General features: G+C 58.4%; 12 protein-coding genes, 1 tRNA gene and 1 pseudogene. 10 read left to right on the top strand and 4 right to left on the bottom strand.

Annotated elements, in window-relative coordinates; all coding sequences use genetic code 11:
* Window positions 1-3: 3 nt before the first annotated feature.
* The 6 genes from JS530_RS01285 (at window position 4) to JS530_RS01265 (ending at window position 13,139) form a co-directional block, all read left to right on the top strand.
* Window positions 4-777: a hypothetical protein gene (locus JS530_RS01285; RefSeq protein ID WP_214375424.1), complete on the top strand. Its 774-nt coding sequence runs from the start codon at window positions 4-6 to the stop codon at window positions 775-777.
* A gap of 1,244 nt (window positions 778-2,021) precedes the next feature.
* The gene (locus JS530_RS01280) at window positions 2,022-3,206 is read left to right on the top strand and encodes a hypothetical protein (protein WP_214375423.1); all 1,185 of its coding nucleotides are present in this window, start codon (window positions 2,022-2,024) and stop codon (window positions 3,204-3,206) included.
* Between the two features lie 80 nt (window positions 3,207-3,286).
* Window positions 3,287-6,844 (top strand): helicase-related protein, encoded by a 3,558-nt coding sequence (locus tag JS530_RS01275; protein ID WP_214375422.1) that lies wholly within the window; start codon window positions 3,287-3,289, stop codon window positions 6,842-6,844.
* A gap of 65 nt (window positions 6,845-6,909) precedes the next feature.
* Window positions 6,910-7,356 (top strand): DUF1156 domain-containing protein, encoded by a 447-nt coding sequence (locus JS530_RS10740; RefSeq protein WP_240541030.1) that lies wholly within the window; start codon window positions 6,910-6,912, stop codon window positions 7,354-7,356.
* Window positions 7,317-9,668 carry a DUF1156 domain-containing protein gene (locus tag JS530_RS01270; protein WP_240541029.1) on the top strand — a complete coding sequence of 784 codons (2,352 nt, stop codon included), beginning with the start codon at window positions 7,317-7,319 and terminating at the stop codon, window positions 9,666-9,668. The genes JS530_RS10740 and JS530_RS01270 overlap by 40 nt, the downstream gene beginning before the upstream one ends.
* 27 nt (window positions 9,669-9,695) lie before the next feature.
* Window positions 9,696-13,139, top strand: coding sequence for a Swt1 family HEPN domain-containing protein (locus tag JS530_RS01265; RefSeq protein WP_214375421.1), 3,444 nt, complete (start codon window positions 9,696-9,698; stop codon window positions 13,137-13,139).
* A gap of 1,816 nt (window positions 13,140-14,955) precedes the next feature.
* Here JS530_RS01265 and JS530_RS11015 read toward each other — a convergent pair.
* Together JS530_RS11015 and JS530_RS01255 are read right to left on the bottom strand one after the other, a co-directional pair.
* Window positions 14,956-16,224, bottom strand: a pseudogene (locus JS530_RS11015) (UvrD-helicase domain-containing protein); the annotation flags it as partial.
* Window positions 16,225-16,424: 200 nt separating this feature from the next.
* The gene (locus JS530_RS01255; RefSeq protein WP_214375419.1) at window positions 16,425-17,369 is read right to left on the bottom strand and encodes a hypothetical protein; all 945 of its coding nucleotides are present in this window, start codon (window positions 17,367-17,369) and stop codon (window positions 16,425-16,427) included.
* Between the two features lie 250 nt (window positions 17,370-17,619).
* Between JS530_RS01255 and JS530_RS01250 the strand changes: the two genes are divergently transcribed.
* Window positions 17,620-18,036 (top strand): hypothetical protein, encoded by a 417-nt coding sequence (locus JS530_RS01250; RefSeq protein WP_214375418.1) that lies wholly within the window; start codon window positions 17,620-17,622, stop codon window positions 18,034-18,036.
* On the opposite strand, the gene JS530_RS01245 is transcribed toward JS530_RS01250, so the two are convergent.
* Together JS530_RS01245 and JS530_RS01240 are read right to left on the bottom strand one after the other, a co-directional pair.
* Window positions 17,999-19,519 carry a tyrosine-type recombinase/integrase gene (locus tag JS530_RS01245; RefSeq protein ID WP_214375417.1) on the bottom strand — a complete coding sequence of 507 codons (1,521 nt, stop codon included), beginning with the start codon at window positions 19,517-19,519 and terminating at the stop codon, window positions 17,999-18,001. The genes JS530_RS01250 and JS530_RS01245 overlap by 38 nt on opposite strands.
* Before the next feature lie 214 nt (window positions 19,520-19,733).
* A tRNA-Ser gene (locus JS530_RS01240) sits at window positions 19,734-19,821 on the bottom strand.
* 218 nt (window positions 19,822-20,039) lie between these two features.
* Here JS530_RS01240 and JS530_RS01235 point away from each other — a divergent pair.
* The 3 genes from JS530_RS01235 to JS530_RS01225 all read left to right on the top strand — a co-directional run bounded on the left by JS530_RS01235 (window position 20,040) and on the right by JS530_RS01225 (window position 24,552).
* Entirely contained in the window at window positions 20,040-21,740 is a 1,701-nt protein-coding gene (locus JS530_RS01235) for a DUF6020 family protein (protein WP_214375416.1), read from the top strand.
* 200 nt (window positions 21,741-21,940) lie between these two features.
* Window positions 21,941-23,734, top strand: coding sequence for an FTR1 family iron permease (locus JS530_RS01230; RefSeq protein WP_214375415.1), 1,794 nt, complete (start codon window positions 21,941-21,943; stop codon window positions 23,732-23,734).
* Between the two features lie 134 nt (window positions 23,735-23,868).
* Complete coding sequence (locus JS530_RS01225) at window positions 23,869-24,552, top strand: iron transporter (RefSeq protein ID WP_214375414.1); 684 nt, start codon at window positions 23,869-23,871, stop codon at window positions 24,550-24,552.
* Window positions 24,553-24,583: the final 31 nt, after the last annotated feature.

Raw genomic sequence — 24,583 nt, 5'->3', positions numbered from 1 at the left:
GTCATGATTCATCCGGCATTGCAATCACAGGGAAACGCGGAGGGGAGCACTCCCGTGGTGCTGCTTACTGGCGCCGATCGGCTCAGCATCGACTCGGTGGCGTTCACGCTTGTCGACTCATGCCCGTCTGTGTGTTCGATTTCCTATGACGTGCGTCCGAATGGTGCCGTGGAGTCGGGGCTCGACATCATCCGCAACATCGTGCGTCCGCAGGCGAGCGGGGTGGCGTTCGGCGAGTCCGACTCATTCGGGCTTGAGGAGTGTTGCCTGAGCTGCACCGTCAAGCATGATCTCGAGCGAGTGCTGGAGTCGCTGTGCGGGCGGGCGGGCGTATTCCTGGTCTCGTTGCCGGTGGGTCTTGAAGCGGCGCCGATCGCGCAGTACCTGGCCGATTCCTTCCGCATCAATGAGTGGGGCGAGTCGATGTTCGTGGGTCCCATCGCCAATGCCGTGGGTCTTGACGAATTCGAGGAGCGCTTCTTTGACGACGACCGGCTGTGCCTCTACGGCATGGGCGAGGCGGATGGCATCTATGACGAGCGATCCACCGGCGCGGTGGTTTCCCGTTTGATTCGTGAGGCCTCGTGCGTGCTCGAATTGCCGGTGGCCGGTGCCGGTTGCCTGGCTCGCCATCTGGACGCGGACGGCGAATGCAAATGCCGCGACATCATCCGGGCGATCGCCTCGGCCGATGCGCTGATTTGTGAGGATGCCCACACCGTGGGGCTTGCCGATGTGGTGAGGGAGCCGTCCGGCGTTGTTTCGCCGCTGCTATGAAGTGACGTGTCAGGAAACGGCACTGTGCGGCAGCGCGCGATGGTGCGCAATCGATAGGCTGTTCGGATGGTGCGGCGCGGCATTGTGCCGAGGGGAGTGGACTCGCGCTATCGGGGAAGGCTCCTGGTATTCAAGGGTGCTTCGGTTCATGCCGAGGCACCCTCTGCATTACTCTGGAAGGGAGTCAGAGAACAGTAAAGAATCGCACATAATCATAAAATCCCAAGGTCGTGCGAGAGGTGGGGCTCGATGTATTCCGGTTGACGGCGAGCAACTGCTGGACGCCGGTTGCAAGTGGTTGAATGTGGTCGTCGGCGTTGGGGTTGAGCATTGGCCTGCGGACTCCAGCCTGTCACGGATGGATGTACGGATGTAGAGGGGCCCTGCTTGGCAGGGAGGTAATCGGCTACGGGAAACCGCTTTTCCGTCAATCGAATGCGACGATGTGTCGCATTCCTGTGGATAACTGTGCCGTTATGGCTGTCCCGAGGCGTTCAGGCTGTGGACAATTCACCAAAAATCGACAATTCAGAGTGGTTTCCTGCGGTGAGGCTATTTGTGATTGCTCCGTAGGTTCTTCGGGAGATGCGCCCGGTTTGATTGTCGTTTGCGGTTGAGGGTCTTGGGGCGCTGCGGTGCCCCTGCGGAATAACCCAGCAAGGGGATGACCGGCTTGGTGAGTGAGCCGTGCAGAGGGAGTATGACATGGTGACGGACTACGGCGCTCCCAGAACGAGCACCCTATGACGACACCGGCACCTGTGAAAAGGCTATGAAAAAAGCCGGAATCCGTTGGGAATCAAGGGTTCCGGCGATGGCGGAGGATACGAGATTGATTCAAAACCCCGAAAACCGTTGAAATTCCAGCGTTCCTTTCTCTCGAATCTCGTGTCGGCACACATGTCGGCACGTTCCGCCTCGGCTTTGCATCCAGTATAGGGCATCTCGGGATGTCGGAGGGAGTGTTGGACTCTGATTTTGAAGATTGAAAAGCAAGGCGGATGTTTGGTGCGATGCTTGCAGTGAGCATTTTTGAAAGAGATGATGTAGTCAGGTATCGTGCCAAACATTGCGACACGCCATAACTTGACCAACTTGTTAAAGTGTTGTATTCTGAACTTAAGGCGTAATGGATTTGACGCAGGTTTTTCTATGCCTTATTCTCGAAGTCATCGAGCAGTTGGTGCACAACGAATGTGCCGCTGCTCAACGTAAAAACCAGATGACAACGAAAGAAAAAATCCATGACCGCAAAGAAGACAGTCAAGGCGCACATCTCCCAAACCGACCGAAATCTGTACATGCCGTGCAGCGACCCGAAGTGCAGGTACTCGCACGTGACGTTCACAAGCTTGGCCACGCTGCTCGCGTTCAACATGCTCGCGGATTCGCGCGGATGGAAGCTCGTCGGCGGACGCATCCAGCCGCAGACCGAGAAGGGACGCAAGGCCCTGCTGCGAATCGCGCAGGGACCTGAGCTGCGCCATGTTGCGGAGGTACCGCAGGGATGCAACGTTCTGCTCGACGAACCGAGGGTGTCCGTCGATACCTTGTTCGACGCATACGCAGCAGCCGAGTTCAGGAAGCCGGACTACCTGATGAGGAACGTGAACGACTGCGAATGGCTGGTCAGGCATGTGCGCAGCCAGCGCATCGCAACGGTCTCCAAGACGATGGGCTGCTCCGGCCTGCCATTCGAAATGCTCGTGGAAGAGCTCAAGGACTTCTTCCAGAACCGGGGCATGAAGGACCAGTCCGACCAAGAGGAGGCGGTCCTCCAGATTCTTTCGCTCGTCGCTCCGGAACTGGCGCATGCGGATGACGCCAGCTTCGATAAGGTGATGGAGGAGTTCGCCGCCGGTACGGTGGATGTGGATGGAATCCGGATGGCCGCATGCGCTCTGGGCCGGCTGAACACGACCGCTTCGAGGAGGTCGGCCAGGTACCTCATCACCGACAGCAAGCTGCACCTGCAACTGAGGAGCCGCTTCAGGCTCCTCATGGATTGCGAGATAGACCAATGGCACGACCGGCTTCGCTGGTATGTGGAAGGCCGTCTCAAGCTCGGCTTCACTCCAGAGGAAACCACCGAGTACCTGCCCGACGGAAAGGGGCGTGAGCATTACTGGCTGTTCGGCTTCAGCGCGATTGATTACTGCTACTTCGAGGACGCTCGAATCGTCGACACGCGATACCTGAAAGGACGGTCCCCGTCCCTGCTCCGCAGGTATCTCACCAACGTGTACTACAACCCGGGCAACGTGCGCTATCTGGCATACCGAGGAACGGAGTACACGCTGGAGCAGTGCCGCAATCCAAAGACGAAGCAAAAGTTCACGGCGCAGGAAGCCGCGCTGCTCGGAACGTTGCTGGACTCCCGCACTGAAGCAGGCTATCAGCTGCCGAGCGCATGGCGCAAAGCGGCGTAGCGCTCATGGAACTTTCCAATCCCATCCGTCCTGCCGGGTACCGTTAAGGTATCCGGCAGAACGGCGAAGGGAGCGGAAGCATGGGCGCGACGTTGACGCTTGAGGACATCAAGCCCGGCATTGCCATCGCCGGCGTCATTCCGGGACAATCGGTGACGGTGGTCGCGGCCATGCCGATGGGCGCCGCCATCGACCTGTTCTATACGACGGCCGATGGCGGCACCGGCCGTGAAATCATCGATGCGGATGCCGTCGGCCGGCTGCGCATCGTCCGCCCGGAGAGCGGTGGCCCCAAGTTCGATGCCGACCCGGACGAGTTCCGTCTGGCGGCGGAAGCGCTACGCATCAAATACGCGGCGTTGTACGACCCGATGGCGGCGGTGTACTCGTCGGACATTGACCCGTTGCCGCACCAGATTCGCGCGGTCTACGAAGACATGCTGCCGAAGGTGCCGTTGCGCTTCCTGCTCGCGGACGACCCAGGTGCCGGCAAGACCATCATGGCCGGCCTGTATATAAAGGAGATGTTGCTGCGTTCGGCGGCTGAACGCGTGGCCATCGTCTGTCCGGGAGGCTTGGCCGAACAGTGGCGTGACGAGCTCGGGCAGAAGTTCTCGCTCGACTTCGAGGTATTCGAGCCGGGTATGCGGTTCGCGTCGCCATCAGGCAATCCGTTCCGCGACCATGACAGGCTCATCATTCGCATGGACCAAGTGGCCCGCAACGACGAGCTGACCGCCATGATTGGCGAGGTGCGTTGGGACGTTGCCATCGTGGATGAGGCGCATCGCATGAGCGCGCATTTCAAGAATCAGTTCGGTGAAGTGGACCGCACCAGCCGCTTCCGGCTGGGCGAGACGCTGGCCGAGACGGCCGAGAACTTGCTGTTGATGACGGCGACGCCGCATTCCGGCAAAGAGCAAGATTTCCAGTTGTTCATGTCCTTGCTGGACCGCGACCGGTTCGCCGGCCGCTACAAACCGGCCAAGCATCGCAAGACCGATACCAAGGGACTTATGCGACGCATGGTCAAGGAAGACCTTTTGACGTTTGATGGCAAGCCGTTGTTCCCCGAACGGCATGCGGAAACGGTAGCCTATGAGATGTCGGAGGGCGAAGCGGGCCTATACCGGGGCGTGACGAACTACGTACGTTCCGGGATGAATGCCGCGGCCAAGTTATTGCAAGCGGATGGCAGGCGTGCCAACAGCATCGGCTTCGCTCTGACCATTTTGCAGCGTCGTCTGGCGTCCAGCCCGGAGGCGATTCTTCAGTCGCTGATGCGCCGTCGCGACCGGCTTTCGGAGCTGTTGCGCCGCATCGAGGAAAATCCGGAATCCATTGCAGACATGTTTGAACCGGCGTCAAATGAGCCGACCGACATGGACGTTTATGACGACATGTGGGATGAAGCGGACGAAGCCGGTCAGCAGCAGCTTGAACTGGAGCTGGACCAGGTAGTCGATTCCGCGACCGCCGCCCGTACCAAGGAAGAGCTCGCCGCCGAAATCAGCGTGCTCGATGGGCTCGTGAACAAAGCGAAGACGGTGCGCGCATCCGGCGTGGATGCGAAATGGTCGCAGCTGAGCGACATCCTCCAACAGCACGTGCTGGACGTGGGCACTGCCGAACTGCCTCACAAGATGATTGTGTTCACCGAGCATCGTGACACGTTGACCTATCTGGAACGCCGCATCGCCACACTGCTTGGGAAGCCGGAATCCGTGACGGTGATTCACGGCGGCATGAACCGCGACGAACGCAAAGCCGTGCAGGAACGTTTCATCAACAACCCCGATGTACGCATCCTCGTGGCCACCGACGCCGCCGGTGAAGGCCTGAACCTCCAGCGTGCCGATTTGATGGTCAACTATGACCTGCCATGGAATCCAAACCGCATCGAACAACGCTTCGGGCGTATCCATCGCATCGGCCAGAAGCGCACCTGCTTCCTGTGGAACCTTGTGGCGAAGAACACTCGCGAGGGCGAGGTGTACGGCAAGCTGCTGGGCAAAATCGAGACGATGGGCAAAGCCTACAGTGGCCGCTTGTTCAACGTGCTGGGCGACGGCAAGGCGTTCGACGGCGAACCACTGAAAGAGCTGATGATTCGGGCCATCCGGTACGGCGACGACCCCGCGGTGCAGGCCAAGCTCGACCAGGTCATCGACAGCAGCGTGCAACAGGGTTTGGATGAGCTCATCAGCGAACGGTCCGCGCACCCGGAGATGTACCCGAGCCTCGACGTACAGGAAGTCCGCAAACTTATGGAGCAGACCCGTGAGCGCAAACTCCAGCCGGGTTACATCTCCGCATTCTTCCTGCCGGCCTTCCAACGGCTCGGTGGCACCGCACGGCAGCGCGAGGCGAGTCGGTGGGAACTGACCCACGTGCCGGCCGCCATACGCAAGTGCGCCGAACGACGCGACCGGCATCGCACGGTGTCCGATGCCTATGAACGCATCACGTTCGAGCCCAGCCGCACGCATATCGGCAACGGCACGCCCGATGCGTTGCTCATTGCTCCAGGTACTCCATTGCTGGACGCAGTCACCGAGCTCATCATCGACCGGTACGGCGAGGCACTTGACCACGGCACGGTATTCGTGGACCGCACCGACACTCAGCCGGACGAACCAACCTTGATGGTGGCCGCCGAACAGACCATCACCGACGCGAAGGGCGAGCCAGTTTCCCGGCACTTCGACTACCTTCAACTCGGTGAGCACGACCAGCCTGTATTCTCGCCGGCTCCACCGTATTTGGACTACGAGAGTCCCAACGACAGCGAACAGAAGGCTGTGATGGAACTGCTTGACGCGGCATGGTTGCGTGGCGACCATGCGGATGAGATGCGCCGCTTCGTCTACGAGCAAGGCACCAAGCCTCGTCTCGCCGAGCTGCAAGCGCGTAAGACGGCAGAGAACGAGCACGTGCTCGCCCAGGTCAGGAGCCGTCTGAACGCGGAAATCGAATATTGGTACGGCGAATACAACAAACTCTCTGAAGACGAGCGGCACGGCAAACACAGCAAGCGCATGACAACTGGTTTGGCCCGGAAACGCGCCAAGGAGATGGAAGACCGACTTGTCCAGCGTGAACGGGAACTTACGGAAGAAGTGCGGCTACGTGCCAAGCCTGCTGTCATCCGTGGCATGGCGCTTGTCGTGCCGGAACGGCTTATCGCCACTGGTTCGGCAGTCAGCGAGATGGAGTCCAAACCGTTCGCCAAGAGCACCGAGGAAGTGGACCGTCGGGCAGTCGCCTTGACCATGCGCATGGAACGTCAGCTCGGCCATACTCCTACGGAGATGCCGCACAACAACAAGGGCTACGACATCAAATCCGCTGATGCCCAAGGCTACGCGCACTTCATCGAAGTTAAGGGACGCATCGACTTGCCGGAAGCGGACACGTTCACCGTCACGGCGAACGAGGTCGCCTTCGCCCAATCTCAGGGAGACCGTCACAGGCTCGCGCTCGTTCGCGTTAGTCCGACCGGCCCGGAGCATGACGCTATCAGGTACGTCGCGCACGCCTTCGACCACATCAGCCTCGCCGATTCCACGCGCTCGTTCAACGAGAAACTGGACGACTACTGGAGGCGAGGCTATGCGCCATACGTGAGTCGTTTTTAGGCGAAGTGCCTCTGTTGGTGGATAATCGTAGACAATAGGTAAACGCACAAAGGACACCAACAGCCATGACGGACGCACCCCGCAAGAAGAAACTCATCGAGACCGGCATCCCGCTGAAGAAAATCAACGAGGAATCCGCCCGAGAGAAGTCCCTCCGTCATGGCCTCCCGTCCACGCTCCACCTGTACTGGGCTCGTCGCCCATTGGCCACGACTCGTTCGATACTGTTCGCCCAGCTGGTGGACGACCCCTCCGCCCATCCCGACAAGTTCCCCACTCGGGAAGCGCAAGATACGGAACGTGGCCGTCTTCACCGTCTGATGGAACGCCTTGCCCGGTGGGAGAACATCGGCGATGCTGACCTCTACCGTGAGGCTAATCGTCTCATCACGGAATCTTGCGGGGGGGGCTTGCGATTTTGGACCCGTTCGCGGGCGGCGGCTCGATACCGCTCGAAGCGCAACGTCTGGGCGTGGAATCACATGCGTCCGACCTTAACCCCCTGCCGGTAATCCTCAACAAGGCGCTCATCGATTTCCCAGCACGGTTCTGCGGGCAGCCGTCCGTCAACCCAGACAGCAAGATTTCCTCGGTAAACCGCGCCGAAGGTATGGCCGACGACATCCGCTACTACGGGCAGATGCTGCGAGACAAGGCATTCGCGAAAGTCGGCCATCTCTACCCCAAAGTCAAGGACGAACATGGGGATGAGCACACTGTCATCGCATGGATATGGGCACGGACCGTTACGAACCCGAACCCGGCCAACCCGGTGCAGGTACCGCTTGTGCGCTCATGGTGGCTCAGCAAGAAAAAGGGCCACGAAGCATGGATAAAGCCCATCGTCGAAGATGGTGCGATTCGGTATGAGGTCCAGCATAACGCCGACGGGCCCAAAGGCGACGAGGAAGGCACCTATAGTCGCAAAGGCGCCATTTCCATTATTGATGGCACACCTATTGATTTAGAATATATTCGAAAAGAAAGTCGTTGCGGGCGACTAAAAGAATCGCTTATTGCTGTCATAGCAGAAAGCGCTAAAGGACGTTTATATTTATCTGCTGACCGGAAACAGGAAAGCATAGCAAATGTTAATAAGCCTGATGACGGCATATACGTACATCTTGCTGAAAATGCTATGAACTTACGAGTGCAAGCATATGGCGTTGATGAGTGGGATGAACTATTTACGAATCGTCAACTAACAGCTCTGTTGGCATTGGCGAACACTATAACTGATGTTTCCAATCAAGTTTTTCGTGATGCATTAGCTAGTGGTTTGCCGCAGGGGAAGCCGCTAGATTTAGGAGGCTGTGGGGCACTGGCATACGCTGAATCTATTAGCGTTTATTTAGCGCTTTCTGTTAGCCGTTTAACTGATTACAGTTCGTCGCTTTGCGGATGGAACATCAATCGAGAGGGATTACGAAACGTTTTTTCTCTTCAAGTTCTTGGCATGTCATGGGATTTTGCCGAGGCTAATCCTTTTTCGTCATCAACTGGTAATTATCTCAGCCAGGTGAACTGGGTAGCCGAGGCTATTCAGAATGTTCCAGCTAAGCCGCAAAGTGAGGCACATCAAGCGGATGCGGCCACACGTGATTACACGAATGTTGTGGTATCTACTGACCCGCCATACTATGACAATATCGGCTACTCGGATTTGTCTGACTACTTCTACGTGTGGCTACGCCGTATGCTTAAAGGCATACTGCCGTCCACGGTGCGCACCCTGTTGACTCCGAAGGTGCAGGAATTAGTCGCCAATCCATATCGCCACGGCGGCAAGGAGGGTGCGGCCGAGTTCTTCGTGAACGGTTTCAACCACGTGTTCGCACACATCCGAGAGACTGCGAATACCGATGTGCCGATGACTGTATACTACGCTTACAAACAACAGAATGAGAAGAACGGCACTTCGACCGGCTGGTATGCGCTGCTCGATGGCCTCATCAAGGCGGGCTGGGAAATCACCGCAACATGGCCTGTGAGGAGCGAGCGGCCGGGACGCACGAGGCAGAATGGTTCTAATGCCCTCGCCTCCTCAATCGTCCTTGCTTGTCGTCCGCGTCCGGTGGATGCGCCATCGGTGACGATGCGCATCTTCAACAGTGTGCTGCGTTCGGAGCTGACCGAAGAGCTGCGCACGCTGATGGCTTCGGGCATCGACCCGGTGGATTTGAGCCAGGCGGCCATTGGCCCGGGTATCAGCGTGTATTCGCGGTACTCCCGCATTCGTGAGGCTGATGGTTCCGACATGCCGGTGCAGAAGGCGTTGGAAATCATCAATCGCACAGTCGATGAGGTGATGGGCGACGCTGATTCCGATTACGACCCCGATACCCGTTTCGCCGTGAAATGGTACCAGTCCTATGGCTGGGCGCAGGAGAATACAGGCATGGCGGACCAGTTGGCCCGTTCCTGCGGTACGTCCCCTGACGCGTTGGTACGCGGTGGCATGTTCGAGGCTGCTGGCGGTAAATCGAGACTGTTGACTCCCGCCGAAATGGCAGACGAGCACTGGCGCCCGTTGCAAGACGACCATGTGAGCCTGTGGGAGGCATGCATTCGCATGGCCGGCATCCTCGACGCCAAGGGCGTGGACAAGGTCGCCCCGGTCATGGCCGAGGCTGGCGAACTATTGCCGTTGGATGACATTCGTGCATTGGGCTTCCGCATGTACCACGAGGCGGAGAAACGCAAGGACACCGAGGGAGCCATTCGTTTTAACAACCTCGTGTCCATGTGGGACGACCTATCGGTCAAGGCATCGACGGAGAACGTCGTCCGGCCCGCCGTACAAGGCGAACTGGATGTGGAGTAGTCGGATTCGGGATAAAGGAGTTCCATCATGGCGATGAATAACAGGGACCGCGTGGGCAAGGCGTTCGACTTCCTTTCCGAAGGACTGGTGGACCCGGTCGATGAAGTGATGGACGGTGTGTTCCACACGCCGGATTGGACCGATGCGTGGGCGCGTGCTGACCAGCAGAAATACGGCACGCCGCTGCGCACGCTGAATAAGAACGACGTACAGGTGCAGCTGCGCGCCATCACCGAATACGGGCGCGAGTTCAACAGCATCCTGTCGCGAGCCCAGCAGTCGTATGCGTCCGAGCTGCGCGAGACACGCAATCAGTGGGCGCACAGCCAGCCGTTCACGTCCGATGAGACCATTCGTGCCCTGAGCACCATCGAGCTGCTGCTCAATGCGGTCAACGCGCCGGATTCCGCCGCCGACGTGCGCAAGCTGCGCGACACGTTGCAGCGCACCGTGTACGAGGACCACACGCGCAAGGCCAGCCAGCGCAAGATTCTCTCCGTGGACGCCACGCAGGGCATGAAGCCGTGGCGTGAGGTCATCAAACCACATGAGGACGTGGCCAGCGGCAGGTTCACGGCATCGGAGTTCGCCGCGAATCTCTACGATGTGGCGGTCTCCAAGAGCGCGTGCGTGCCAGGTAATGCGTATGGCGACCCGGTCGAGTTCTACAACCGCACCTACTTGACCGAAGGCTTGCGTGACCTGCTCACGCGCGCCATCCGCAGGCTGGTGGGGGATAACAGCGGCTCGCCCGTGGTGAACCTGCAAACCAATTTCGGCGGCGGCAAGACCCACTCGTTGCTCGCTTTGTACCATCTTTTCGGTGAGAAATCGGTGGTCGAACTGTCCTCGGACGTGCAGAACCTCGTGGCGGGACTCGGCGTCCCTGCATGGGCTCCCGGTCTGGTACATCGCGCGGCCATCGTGGGCAACCAGCTCAACGTCGCCAAACCGAGCGTCAAACCGGACGGTACGCAGGTGCATACCATCTGGGGAGAGCTCGCATGGCAACTTGGCGGTGCCGAAGGATACGCCATGGTCGCCGAGAACGACCGGGCCGGCAAACCGCCGGCGGATTCCCTTGACCAGTTGTTGCGCCGGTACAGCCCGTGCCTCATCCTCATCGACGAGTGGGTAGCATACGCGCGTCAGCTCGTCGGCCGCGACGACCTACCGGCTGGCACGTTCGAGGACCAGTTCACGTTCGCCCAGACACTGACCGAAACGGCGTCGGCGGTGCCGCACTGCATGCTCGTGGTCTCCATCCCCGCATCCGAGGATGGCGGCAAGGCCAGCAACTTGGAAGTCGGCGGTGAAAACGGTCAGGCGGCATTGCGCCGCCTGCAAATGGTGGTGCGCCGCCAAGCCGACCAATGGCGTCCGTCCACTCGTGACGAGTCGTTCGAAATCGTGCGCAAGCGTCTGTTCGAGGAACCTGACGCGGAAGCGCAGGCCCAAATCGCGCTTACGGCCAAACGGTTCGTGGACATGTACCGGGCCGATGCGAAGTCGTATCCGACCGAAGTGACCAGTACTGACTACGACAAGCGTATCCGCGCGTCGTACCCCCTGCATCCCGAACTGCTGGACCGGCTCTACGAGGACTGGTCGAGTCTGGAGAACTTCCAGCGTACGCGCGGCGTGCTGACCTTGGTGTCGTCTATCATCCACGAACTTTGGGCGGGAAATGACACGAACCCGCTGATTCTGCCCGGTAACGTGCCGCTGGATTCCGAGACCGTCTACTCGAATCTCGCCCAATACCTGCCCGACTCGTGGAAGGCCATCATCGACACCGATGTGTCAGGACCGCAGTCCACTGCCGCGCAAATCGACAATGACCGTCCGGCGCTCGGCCAGCGCGTGTTGACCCAGCGCATCGCCAGAGCCGTGTTCATGGGTTCCGCACCGCGCGCCGGCCTGCCCAACCGAGGTATAGGCGTGCAAAGCGTCTGGTTGGGCACCGCCATGCCCGGCGACGTGTCCGGCAACTTCGGCACGGCAGCCAGCCAGTTGGAACAGCACTCCACGTACTTCTTCGCCGAAGGCTCCACATACCGGTACAGCCTCCAGCCGTCCATCACCAAGACCGCTCGCGACTACGCCGACCGCCTGCGCGAGGACCCGGAAAGTGTGTACAACGAAATCACGGCACGGCTCCAACCGGAAGGCTCGGCAGGCAAGCGTGGCAAGTTCCGGCGCGTATGCGTCGCTCCTGACGGCACCGATGGCATCCCCGACAGTGACCAGGTCACGCTCGTCATCATGCACCCGCGCTGGACCGTAGCCAAGGGGGAAAGCGAATCATCCGAAGCCAAGCAGTGGATTCGCGGCGCGATAGAACATCGCGGCTCAGCTCAGCGCGCCAACCGCAACATGCTCGTCTTCCTCGCTGCTGACCGCAACCTGCTCGGCTTCGCTGAGGACGCGGCCCGCTCCTACCTCGGCTGGAAGCGCGTCGCCGACAACGAAGTGCAGCTCAACCTCACCCGGCAGCAGGTCGAACAGGCCAAGAACGCCATGGCCGGTTTCAACAAGACGGTGGAGGAACGCATCCGCAGCGCGTACTGCTGGTGCGTGTACCCCGAACAGCTTGACCCCAAGAGCGCATACCGATTGGCCGATATGCGCATCTCTGACAGCGGTGGCGATTCCATGGCCGAGCGCACGGGAAGTCGTCTGCAAAGCGAGGATGCGCTCAGCGACCAGTACGCTCCCGGTTCGCTCGGCTACGACGTCCACCAGTATCTTCAGTCTGCGTTCGTGGATGGTGTGCTGCCGGCAAAGACCGTGTGGGAGTGCATCACACGGTTTCCGTACATGCCGCGTCTCGCCGACCGTGAAGTGTTCGACAATGCCATTACAGGGGCCGCCGGTGCCGTGTTGACGGCCGATGACCGGTTCGCTGTCGCATCTGGGCAATACGAGTCCGGGCACTTCCAGAACCTCATCATCCCCGGCGTCACCGATACTGCGCAAACCGTGGTGCAGGTCACCGACTCGACACTCATCGTGGACTGGGATACGGCAATGGCCGACCTTGAAGCATGCCGTGCTGAGGATGCGGCTAGTAAACAGTCGCAGCTTGAAGCGCATACCGGCGAGTTCGTGGCGCAGAACATCGCCCATGCGCAACAGCCGGATGTGCACAGGCCAAAGCATGCCGCACCGCCAAACGTGACATCGGCTCCGAGCGGTGAGAGCGTACCGGTTCGCGAACCGGAACAAGTTGCGGTACCCAAGAAGCGTTACTACGGCACCGCCAAGCTCGACCCGGATTCGCTTAACCGTGACCTTGCGCGTATCAACGAGGGCATTCTTGACCAGCTCAGGTTTGCCGGTGCGAACATCTCCATCAGTTTGGAGATTCATGCCGATGACGCCAACGGCTTCGATGAGAACGTCATTCGCATCATCGACGGCAACGCCAAAAACCTTAAACTCGACAACTCCGGCTTCGAGGAGGAATAGAACGAGAGCGAGCAGAGAGCGTAAGGTCCGCTGATGCGGATAGCGCCCTGATGCTTCTTCTCGTTCATACAAGCCAAACAGCTGGCAACAACTGTATTGATTGTTATATAGAAACAACTGGCGCGTAGTGGCGGGGCCGACGAACAATTAGTTCGTCGGCCCCGCCACTACGCGCCAGTTGAGACTATGACAGAAAATCAGCTTCGTCGTCATCCGCATCAACAGCTTCGTATTGGACATATTGGCGCAAATCCGTTATCCAGTTGAATGTGATGGATTGCTCCAATGTCCAGTTTGCGTTGCCGGTTCTTGTGCGTTGCAGGTAACGGTCGCAGAGCTGCTGCTCATTAGTATCTTGAAGCACTTGAGCGATGATGCCGGTGCGGGAGATGAGACGTGCGCCTGACGTGGCGTCTATCTGCGGGATGATTTGGTCGAGTTCTTCTTTGCTGGTCTTCGCAAAAAGTTCGTCGGGCTTGAAAGCATATTTGCATGTTTCTTGGATGGCGGATTTCAACAGTGCAGGTTTTTTTGTGAGCTGTGCTTTTTGTTTTGACGTCATGGCGTGTCCTTTGACACTGATGGATTCGATGTCGATTACTGCGCCGTTGGACCATGCTTTCTTTTCGTTTTGCAACGCCTTATCGTAGGCGACAGTACCAGACTCGCATTGTTTGACTTGAGCTTGAGCTTGCTCGATAACTTGTTCCACGTCAGTGCGGCTCATGCTCATAAACTGTTGCCATCGGGCTGTCTGAAAATCATCGTGTGTTATCCCTTTTGCCCCATCCTGCCTGATGATGGAGTTTACGGCTTTCTGGACGGCGTTGGTCCATTCCAACTTCCACCACAGGTGGTCTTTGTATAAGTGATTGGCCTCTACGATGTCACCTTTGTAGTCGTGTCCATTCTTGATGTCGTCCTTACGGAGTTGGTCATGGTAATAGGCTTCCAATGTTGCGAAAATCATATGAGCGTGTACATGCCATTCACCGTCCGTCCGAATCTTGTTTATCTTCTGACGAAGTTCACTCAGTTGCATGTTGGCCAAGTCGTGCAGGGGTTCGTGCTGTTGTAGTTGGTGTTCCAGTTCGTGCAGTCCTGCGTTGATGTACCGATTGGTGGCTTCGTCGCTGCGCGTGGTGCCGACGATGCCTTGGGTGAATACTCTCTCGCGTTCGCTCATGCTGTGATTGATGTCTGTGTGAGTGAGGTTACGAACGGCGAAATTGAGTACACGGATGCCAAGCGCGAGGTCATCAAAGTTTGGCATGGTTCCTGTGAAGAATGCAGGAGTCGCAAACCGCATCGCTGTAATCTGTTCATACAGTTCATCGGGCAGTAAATCCCGGTAGCATTTGGGGTTAAAAAGACAATCGAGTGCCGCCCCAACGTGCAGCTGATTGCGGACAGCCCTGCGCCCCATGCAGATGTTGCATGTCTTTTGGTTGCAGAACCATGCGTGCGCCAGCAGGCTGCGTCGAACATTGCCGTCGGTCATGCTCTCGAATGTCAACTTTTCTGCGCAGTCGGTTAGTTTCGCCGCCGCCTTTGCGTTTCCCAGTCGTTGGTAGCTTGCGACGACGCGGCTCTGTTGTTTTTTCTGGATGGTGATGTTTTGCGCGGTTCTGTTGTCCTCGATGACATCTTCCAGTAAGTGACGGCTGCTGATGTCGCGGTGGAGCTTGTCGAGAATCGTCTGCGAATCAGGGGAGTCCTGTAAACCGCATTCTTCCAGTGTGGGATATGGCCCGCATACGGCGGAAGTGCGGTTTCCGGGAAGATGTGTCTGGTCAGGGTAGGAGATGATGAGCCCCAGTCTCGCCCTCGTCATTCCTACGTACAGCAGCATGTCTGATTCGTCGTTGCGGTCGCCCCAGACAGCACGGCTCACACCCACCAATATGATGATGTTCGCTTCGTCGCCCTTGTATGAATGGATAGTGCGGAAGGCATCTTCGTTGATTGGCATGTTGCGTTCTGCAAGCGTTCGTTTTAGTTCGCGGAACTGACTGCGACGCCACGCCAAGAAACGAATGTTACTTGCCGCAGTGTGGCCATCGGACAGCACATCTTCAACGAGCTCTGCGATTTTTTCGGCTTCATCCTGCTCATTGTTGGCTCGTATCAACTGCGGTACCATGCCCGTCGTGGCATTTTCGGAAGCTTTGATGCTGTCTCCAAATATGTGGTTCGCTGCATTGACTATTTCCGGTGCGCATCGATGATTTATAGGAAGCTCCAATGTCTGGTCGAAATGGGTACCATCTCGGAACCAGTCAGGTGCCGCGCCTTGGAAAGACATGATGCCCTGCCGCCAATCGCCGGCGACGATGGTCTGCATCGTCGTGGCGGTGATGCTCTCCACCAACTTTATTTGCGCGGGATTAAGGTCCTGTGCCTCATCCACGCCAAGGATTTCAAACCGAAAACCCGACTGCGGGTAGTGTTGCGCGGCAAGTTGCTCGATGGTCGGCCATTCGACACTGTAGTTGTTCTTGCATCGCTCAGCGTATTCCTCCAGGATGGCTTTGAGGCATTCGGATTCAGGCTGTTCGTCCGGATGCATGGCGTAATACGTCGTGTCATGCATCAGCCGTTTCAGCGTGATGCGTTCATGCGGCTGCTTTTTCATACAGGTTTTTCGGATGTCGGCGAGCATCTTTTTCTTAGCATCGTCGGTGATGGCGGTGACATGTATGCCGGCCGCCTCCAGTATTTGCAGGGCCAGTGAATCGAGTGTGCTCACGCTGGTGCCGTACACGCCATTGCGTGTGAGCGCGCCATCGATGACGCGCGTCGCCTTGCGAGTAAACGTGATAACGGCGATATGTTTCGCGTCGTGAAGTGTGGCAGCGGCCGCGATTGCGTTGGCGAGCGTCCTTGTCTTACCTGCTCCGGCCGACGCGACGATGCGCAGTCGATGGTCAGTGTTCCTCGCCGCCAGCAGCTGCCAGCGGGACAGCTCCAGCTCACCATCATGGATTCGCTTTTGCAGAACACTATTACGATGTGCGCGTTCGAGCTGACGCTCGTTCTTGATGAGCGTCAACTGTTGCGTAGTAGATATTGCTGTTGCGGACATGAAACACCTCCATGTTTCGTACGTCCCACGGGAGGGGAAGCCCGTGTAGTTGCTCTTGCGCCGGCGGTCACTGTCATGGTGACGGCCGGCGTCTGGTTTTAAGGGAATATAGAGAGCCGCTTAGTCTGGTGGCTGTCATTACGGCATGTGCGAAGTGATGGGAGATGCTATCTATCCATTGGCACGTGCTTGCGCATTCGTCATGCTCTGGTCGTCAAATCGACGCCGCCCCATAGAGGACCACCGTTGGAATCAGCCATCACGACGCGCGCAAGTTGTTCGGTGCCAGTCGCCGCGATGCCGCGACGAATCGCATGCGCGGTCGTTTCGCTGGTCGCAATCCAGACGACTTGTGAGTAGGCGTCGCGGCTTTGACGAGTGGTGTATCCGGCCATCGTGGCAATGTAATCGCGCGCTGGCTTACGTGTCAGCTCAACTTCAATGGCTATGGATTGGTGAAACGGTCTGGCGAGAACCAAGTCGGGTCTGTGGTCGGTCAGCGCAATGACGGTACTATCCGATTCGGCGTATATGTCACTGACGATGCGTTGCTCGCGCGTGTTCCATGCTTCGCCGTGTGCCATGACAATCCACGGCCATAGTTGGTAGGGATTTCCCCCGGCCCAAGCGCGGTACGCAACATCATCGCGTTGCGTGTCCACGAGGTGCATCATCTGTGCCACGGCATGGTCGCGTTTGCCGGACTGTCGTAGTCGGCTTTCGGCCATGCGAAGGTCTGCTTCGCAAACCAGACCCGCTTCATAATCCTCCAGCTGTACGCGAATGTTCTCCCATTCATTGCTTGGCAAGTGCAGCACGTTGTCGCCGTGCGCCAGCTGCGATGCAATGCTCGATACGGCCAGTGTGTGTGCCGAAACGTCTGCGGCTCTCAGCGGCGGTGTTTCCAATTCCAGCAACGGAATAAGTTTGGGCGTCGGCGTGAATACCACATGGGCGCTTGGGCCGGTGACGACGCGCACATAACCGCGTTCCGCATAGGAGTGAAGACGGCGGCTGACTCGGTAGCGGCTGGACAATGCCAGTCCGGAGAACCGTACGGCGCTCAGAATGCTGAGGCAACGGAACCTTAGCAACGCTTCCAGTACCCTTCGGTCGCCCTTGGTCGCTCGCAAAGTGCTGGTCATTTTGATGTCCTTCCCATTGGTACAGAGAGTGGTACGAGGCCGTCAGACGCGATGTATGACGGCTTGCCAGTCAATATCGCAGGATGCGTATCAGATGCCGTGCCGGATGATGTCGGGAAACGTCTGACGCCGATAACGTCGGTGGAACGGGATTTTCGCCATGACGGTATCGGTGAGCAAATCACGCATACCGTCATCGGAAAGACAACAAAGACGGCAAGAATGCGGTTCGCACATCCGGCGTCGGGGCATGGCCATTCCATTGGAGAGCCTGCGTGGTCTGAGATATAAGGGGCCAGCTCTTGGTCGCCGCATGCGCTTAGAGCCGCTGGAACGGGAGAACGACCCCGCCGAAATGCCGGCAGGCGATGCGGCAGTAATGAAGCGCGGCGGCGAGGCAAAAGCGCGAGCGGCTTTTTCTTTTTTTCGACGATATGTCCCTGACAACATCATCCCGAAAAAAGGAGCGGTCATGTCAAGCGCCAAAGACCCCGCGATAATCCACATCCTCGGACCCGAAGAGGCCGAGTTCTGCGTCAATCCCAGCCGGTGCATACTGGTGCATCACCGTATGAGCGAGCTCAACGAAGCGCAAATCATCTCCGTCTACGCATCGGCCGGCATCGACCTTACGAAACCGCATCCACTGAGGAAGACACGGCGCTGAGACCCGTCGGAGCGGTCGGCGCGTTCGCGGAAGCAGGACGTGACTGCGTTGCGGAACGTTGACGCGACCTTCCGGGGACGACGAGGTCCTTGCGCAGAGTGTGCGCCTTCATCTGCTCGTACACGAAATCACCAAGACCGCTCGTGGCGTTCTCCTTGCTGGCCGCGTACACGTGCTGGTAGTGCGCGGTCATTTCCGGGCTCATGTGCCCGATGATGGTCTGCGTCACCTCGATGGGAACGCCCAGCCGCAGCAGCAGCGACGCCGTGATGTGCCGGTTCGCATGCGGCCGCCAGTATTCATCCCGGGTCAGCTTGTCGGACGGATGACCGCCGCCGCGCCGGTAGAACGCCAGCAGCACGTCGTGCCAAATCTGGTAATAGTTGTTGTAGGTGTAGTTGGTGCCGTCCTCGCGGACGAACAGCAGGCGGCACTGGCCGATGGTCTCCTTGCTGTTCTCGTCCATGATGTCGATGTAGACGTCATCCCTGCCCTGTTCGCGCAGTCGTTCCGTGATTTCGTTGCGCTGCCGTATGGCCTCCTGCACGGCGGCGTCGTACGGGTAGTGCATCTGGAAGCGGCGTTCCTCGTGGTGCGACTTCAGATGATTGCAGACGTACCAGCCGCCGCCTTCCCTCTGCTTGAGCTGCTGGCGGATGACGAACTGGGGGACGCCGTTCTTCCCGTCGATGACATCACACGGCAGCCCCAGCAGTTCGGAGCGACGCAGACCAAGCAGCATCAGCTGTATCAACGGCCAATGCCGGTGCATCGGGCAATCAGGGTTCGCGAGCCACGACAGCACACCCCACATGATGTCGGTGCGCTTGTCGATGGAGAGATTGTCGCGCGCCGCCGTCGGATTGGCCTTCCTGGGTTTCTCGTCGCAGCCGAGCATCGGGTTGCGCACGATGATGTTCTTGCGCACGGCGTAGTTCAGCATCGTGTTCAGCGTCGTCCACGTATGCCACTGGGCCGAGTGCCCCAAGCCGTCCTTGTCCCAGCGCTTCTTCATGCTGTCGATGTCGCCCGATGTGAGTCGCTTGACGAAGCGGTTTCCGATTATCGGGAGCACGTGCGCCTCGATGTTGTTGCGGTACTTGCGCTTCGAGTCGCCGCCGGCGTTCTTGTCGCCCTTGAGCCATGTCTCCAGAAACATCGACACGGTCGGGTTGCTGCGCGTTCCCTTCGTGCCTCGCGTCCGTGTTTTCTCGGTCTGCGGCTGCGGTTCCGGGTTGTGCTCTTCGATGGCGATTTCCCGTATGCGTTCCACCTTGCGGCGCAGCGCGTCGCGCTTGGTGTGCGCGTAGACGCGGCACCTGCGCATCTTCCCACCGCTCACTTGTTTCCAGTTGCACACGTACACGTCTTTGCCGCGCAGCTGCTGTACATGCACCTCGCCGTGCGGCGAGCCGAGCACGATGGCGGGGTCCTCGCTCATCATGGTCTTGATGGCCATCTCGTAGTCCTCTTGGTATCCCATGCCCATTCCCCTGAAACGATTGTCTGCGGAAGCGACGTCCTGTCGTCGTTCCCATTGGTTTCAAGGTAGGGCCGATTCGTTCGTTCCTGCGAACGGGTTTTTGGGATTATCCGGAGATGATGCCGCGCGATTCCGTCGGCGGTTTTGTCGGCATTTTGCCGACAAAACGAAAAAGCCCGAAAACCGTTCTCTCGTAACGGTTTTCGGGACCTTCTGGCGGAGGATACGAGATTCGAACTCGTGAGGCTGTTACACCAACACGCTTTCCAAGCGTGCGCCATAGACCACTAGGCGAATCCTCCATGCACTGCGATGTTTGCTAGAAGCAAGCTCCGTAGGCAACTCGAATAACCTACCATAGCTTGTGAGAAAATGCATATTCGGCGTGTCGCGTCTGTAAACAAATTCAGACCGACGTATGAATTCTTGATAAGTAACACTGTATTCGTGTGCGGTCAACCTAGGCTAGACAATCATGTTAGGAGACATGCAAAGTGATGCGTATGTTCACGGTCGGGGCATGACATTGCTGGCGGAGGATACGAGATTCGAACTCGTGAGGCTGCGCCAGTGGTTGACCGCCCGTACCCCTTCCTGTCTCACAACCGCGCTTCATGCTCGATTCGCGCCGTACTTCATTCTGATTGCGCTCGCCTGGCTGCCATGGCTGATTCTCACGTGGCCGGGGGCCATGCGCGACGATACGCTCGCGCAATACCTCCAAGCCTCGGGCCTGCATCACTACTACACGCAGCATCCGCTCTTCGATACGCTGATGTTCAAACTCTTCTGGGACGCCGGCCGCACACTGTTCGGTACTCCACTCGCCGGTCAATCCATGTACACGGCAGCTCAAGTCGCCGCGCTCGCCGCCGGCAGCGCATTCATGCTGTGTTACATCCGCAAAGTGGGCGCTCCTCGATGGTTGCTCATGCTTAGCCTCCTTTACCTTGCAACCAGCTACGTGGTAGTCGGTTCCATCGCCACCATGGGGAAGGATTCGCTGCACACCGTGTTCTTCCTGCCGTTTGCCGTGATATTCGCGGAAATCTGCCGAACAAAAGGCGCAGTACTGCGCAGGCTGCCGGTCGCCGTCATCGTTACCGCGCTGATGTTCGCCTCCATCGCATCCAAACGAACCGCCTTGCTGATTGTGCTGTGCGCTGGCGTCGGCATGATTGCCGTGTGCACTGGGCGCAAACGGAACACGCAGGGTAATCAGGGGAGTGCCGCATGGTATTCGACCCATCGATTCCGTGCGCTCGCATGCCTTGCCGCCGCCCTGCTGCTCGCCCAGGGTGCCTGGTCGCCCATCGCAGCCGCGGCAACGCATGCCAACCCTTCGCCGGGGCGCGAAGTTTGGGGACTGATTACTCAGCCAGTTGCTCAAGTCGCGCACGATAATCCATCGGCCATCAGTTCAGCTCAGCGCAACCAGCTGAACGCAATCATGGATTTGGACAAGGCGGCGGCCAACATCAACCCCAACCGCACGAACGAAACATTCCAAACGCTGTATACCAAGCCGGAGCCGGGTCATCCAGCGCCGACTAGCTCCCAAAAAATCGCGGCGCTGACTGTGTGGGTGCAGCTCGGTGCCGCCAATCCGGGCGAATATGTAACGGCATATGTCGGTGTGATGCGCGGCTGGTGGGATCCGCTCAGGAACTTTGCTTACCCAACTGATTCCGACTATCTGTTCACGCCCGGATATCTGCAACAGTGGGCATCGTATTTGCCGCCGGATGCGAGTGCCGCACAACGACTGCGCGCAATCAAACATGACTTGGCTGCGCTGATGGGAACATCGCACAAGCCGCAGTGGCAGCATGATGCGCTGCAATCCATCCGCCGATGGGTGCGCGCCAACAATCCGCTGACGGCAATGGCCTTGTACGTGACGTGGATTCCGCTTGCGCTGGGTATCGTACTGATGATGCAGGCTATTCGGCGGAAGCAACGTGCGCGAGGCGCGGATAAGGGTGATGCGTTGCCAGCAGACGTAGTCGGAGACAGTCATGATGGCGGGCGGTACAGTAGCGCTGGGCGGCTGACCGCCGGATTCACGCCGACGCAGGCGCTCGCCGTCTATGGTCTGTTGGCGTTCACGGTACTGTCGCTCTATGCTTCGCCCGAAGCGCTGTTCTGGTATCCGATTCCGGTGTACTTCACGCTGCCGTTGTTTGCGGCACTTCCGTTCTGCAGCATTGCACGACGGTAATGTCCGCAATGCGGGAAGCAGAGTAGCGCTGAGCGCTCAAAGACCACATGGTGAGACAATTGGCGTCAATTATTGCGCCTAAAACGGCCCCCAATACCTCGCTCGCTCAAAAAAATCAAGACTGTTATTCAAGAATTTTTTTCTGTATTTTGTGAAGCTGGTTTTGGTTCTTAAACCGTGCTCGGAGAGAGGAATTTGGCATGGTTCGTCGCGCCCGCATGCAATCTGCTGCGCAATCCACTGAACATCACAGTGTGATTGAGCTGCGCGTTCTGGCTGCACTCGCTTTCCTGTTCGCCTTGGTGATTGCCACCGTGGCGCCTGCCGCGGTCGCTGTACCGCAGGCATTCGCCGACAGCAGCATCTCCTCCAGCTCATCCAGCAGCGTGGATTACGCCACTTGGGCTGATGTGTCCAAGGCGATGGACAAGCAGCTCAAAGAAGGCCAGAAAACCTATAAGGACGGCAACACCGCCGGTTCCACATCCGCGTTCATGTCTGCCTACAACCAGATTTACGTGGCTTCGAACTTCACCGCCGTGGTGCACGACACCATCGGCGCGGATAAGCAGCTCGCCCAGCAGCAGGCGTTCCAGAGCATCCAGAATCTTTCGTACACGGCCGGCAATGATGATCAGCTCTCCCAGCAGATCGACGCGCTGACCGCTGACCTTGACGCCACGGCCCAGCAGCTCGACGCCAACACGTCACTCGCCAAGCCGAAGGCCTACGCCGAAGCCCTGCAGAAGCAACTGGCCAAGGAGCGCAAGGAGCTTGACGCCAAAAAGAAGAAGAACCCGGGCAAGGGCAACCGTTCTTGGACCGACGTGGCCAACGAGATGACCCCGATTCTCGACAACGCCTACAAGGCTTATGCGGCTGGTGATGGCGCCAAGGGTGCCACACTGGTCAACAACGCTTACTACCAGTACTACGAGAAGCTCGGCTTCGAGAAGAACGTGATGAACGCCATCAGCGGCGACCGCGTCTCGCAGGTGGAATACCAGTTCAAGATGTGCCGCAAGGCCATGAACACCGGCGCATCGCTGAAAGACACGAAGAAGCTGATCGACGACCTGAAGGCCATGCTGGTCGAGGATGCCGGCATCCTCGACGGTGGCGCGGCCGATAAGGAAGGCGGCTTCACCAAATTCATCACCAGCGCGGTCGGTCAGGCATTCCTGATCCTGATTCGTGAAGGCCTCGAAGCCCTGCTCGTGGTGGCTGCTGTGGTGGCCTACCTCGTCAAGTCCGGCAACAAGCGCTTCACCAAGTGGATTTACGTGGGCGTGCTCGCCGGTCTCGCCGGTTCGGGCATCATCGCCGTGATCTTCACCTTGCTGTTTGGCGGCTCCGGCCCGCAGCAGGAAATCATGGAAGGTATCTGCGCGCTCATCGCCATGGGCATGCTGCTGTGGACCAGCAACTGGATGCTCAACAAGTCTTCAGTGGAAGCATGGAACCGCTACATCAAGAACAAGACCGAGGCGGCCGTCAAGTCCGTCTCCTCGCAGGTCGAAGCCGGTGAGAAGGTGGCGTTCGGCACGATTGTGTCGCTTGCCATGCTGAGCTTCCTTGCCGTGTTCCGTGAGGGTGCTGAAACCGTGATCTTCTACCAGTCCATCTACTCGATGAGCCAGGATTCCCAGGGTATGTGGATTGGTGGTATTGCCGCGGCCGTGGTGCTGGTGATCATCTTCCTGATCATCCGCTTCACATCTGTCAAGATCCCAATTGGCCCGTTCTTCCTGGTCACGTCGATTCTGATGTCGGTGCTTGTGGTTGTCTTCGCCGGCGGCGGTGTGCACGCACTGATCGAAGGCGACGCGCTGCCTGCCAACTATCTGCAGGGCGTGCCCACCAATGATTGGCTCGGCTTCTACCCGTACGTCGAATGCATTGTGGCTCAGGTGATTGCCGCCATCGCAGTGATTGCACTGTTCGTGGTCGGCTTCATCAAACAGCGCAAGCTCAAAGCCTCGGCTGCGAAGTAAGCGTAAGCGACAGTCGCCAATAACCAAACAGACTTGCGGCACGGCCTTGGATCTGATTCCAATCCGAACCGCGCAAATCAATAACTCAATAATCACACGTGAATCACCATTCACCAGAGAAAAGGAATAGAGAAATGATGAAGAACAAGAAACTGGCCGCTCTGCTCGGCCTGCTGCTCGCCGGCACGATGACTGTGTCTATGGCCGCCTGCGGTTCCACCAACTCCGCGTCTGACACCAAGTCCGACTCCTCCTCCCAGTCCGCTGACTCCTCCAAGTCGGACTCCTCCTCTGATTCCGGCGCCGGCTTCGAAGAGGTTCCGGTTGGCCCGTCCGGCACTGCTGAAGAGCAGGATCAGGATGCTGGTCCGCTGACCGTGGGTGCCGTCTACTTCCAGCCGATCGATATGGAGCCGGCTTCCATGGGTCTGAAGGCTGCTGACGCTTCCTTCCACCTCGAGGCTGACATTCACGCCAACCAGAAGGGCACCGAGCTCGGCTACGGCAAGGGCGATTTCATCCCGGACCTCACCGTGAACTACACCATCATCGACAAGTCCACCGGTAAGGAAGTCGAGGGCGGCACCGCCACCTCCGGTACGTTCATGCAGATGAACGCTTCCGATGGCCCGCACTACGGCGCTAACGTGAAGCTCGACAAGGCTGGCACCTACCAGCTCAAGCTCTCCATCGAGTCCCCGGCCGCCAAGGGCTGGATGCTCCACGTCGATCCTGAGACCGGTGTGAAGGGCCACTTCTGGACCGAGCCGATCGAAGTCACCTTCGACAACTGGGATTACACCCCGCGTCAATGGTGAACGCGTTAAGCAAACAGTCCAGTGGACTGTT

This window comes from Bifidobacterium colobi (assembly GCF_018555455.1).
In the GTDB taxonomy this organism is placed as follows: domain Bacteria; phylum Actinomycetota; class Actinomycetes; order Actinomycetales; family Bifidobacteriaceae; genus Bifidobacterium; species Bifidobacterium colobi.
This window is presented reverse-complemented; position numbering and strand designations above follow the sequence as displayed.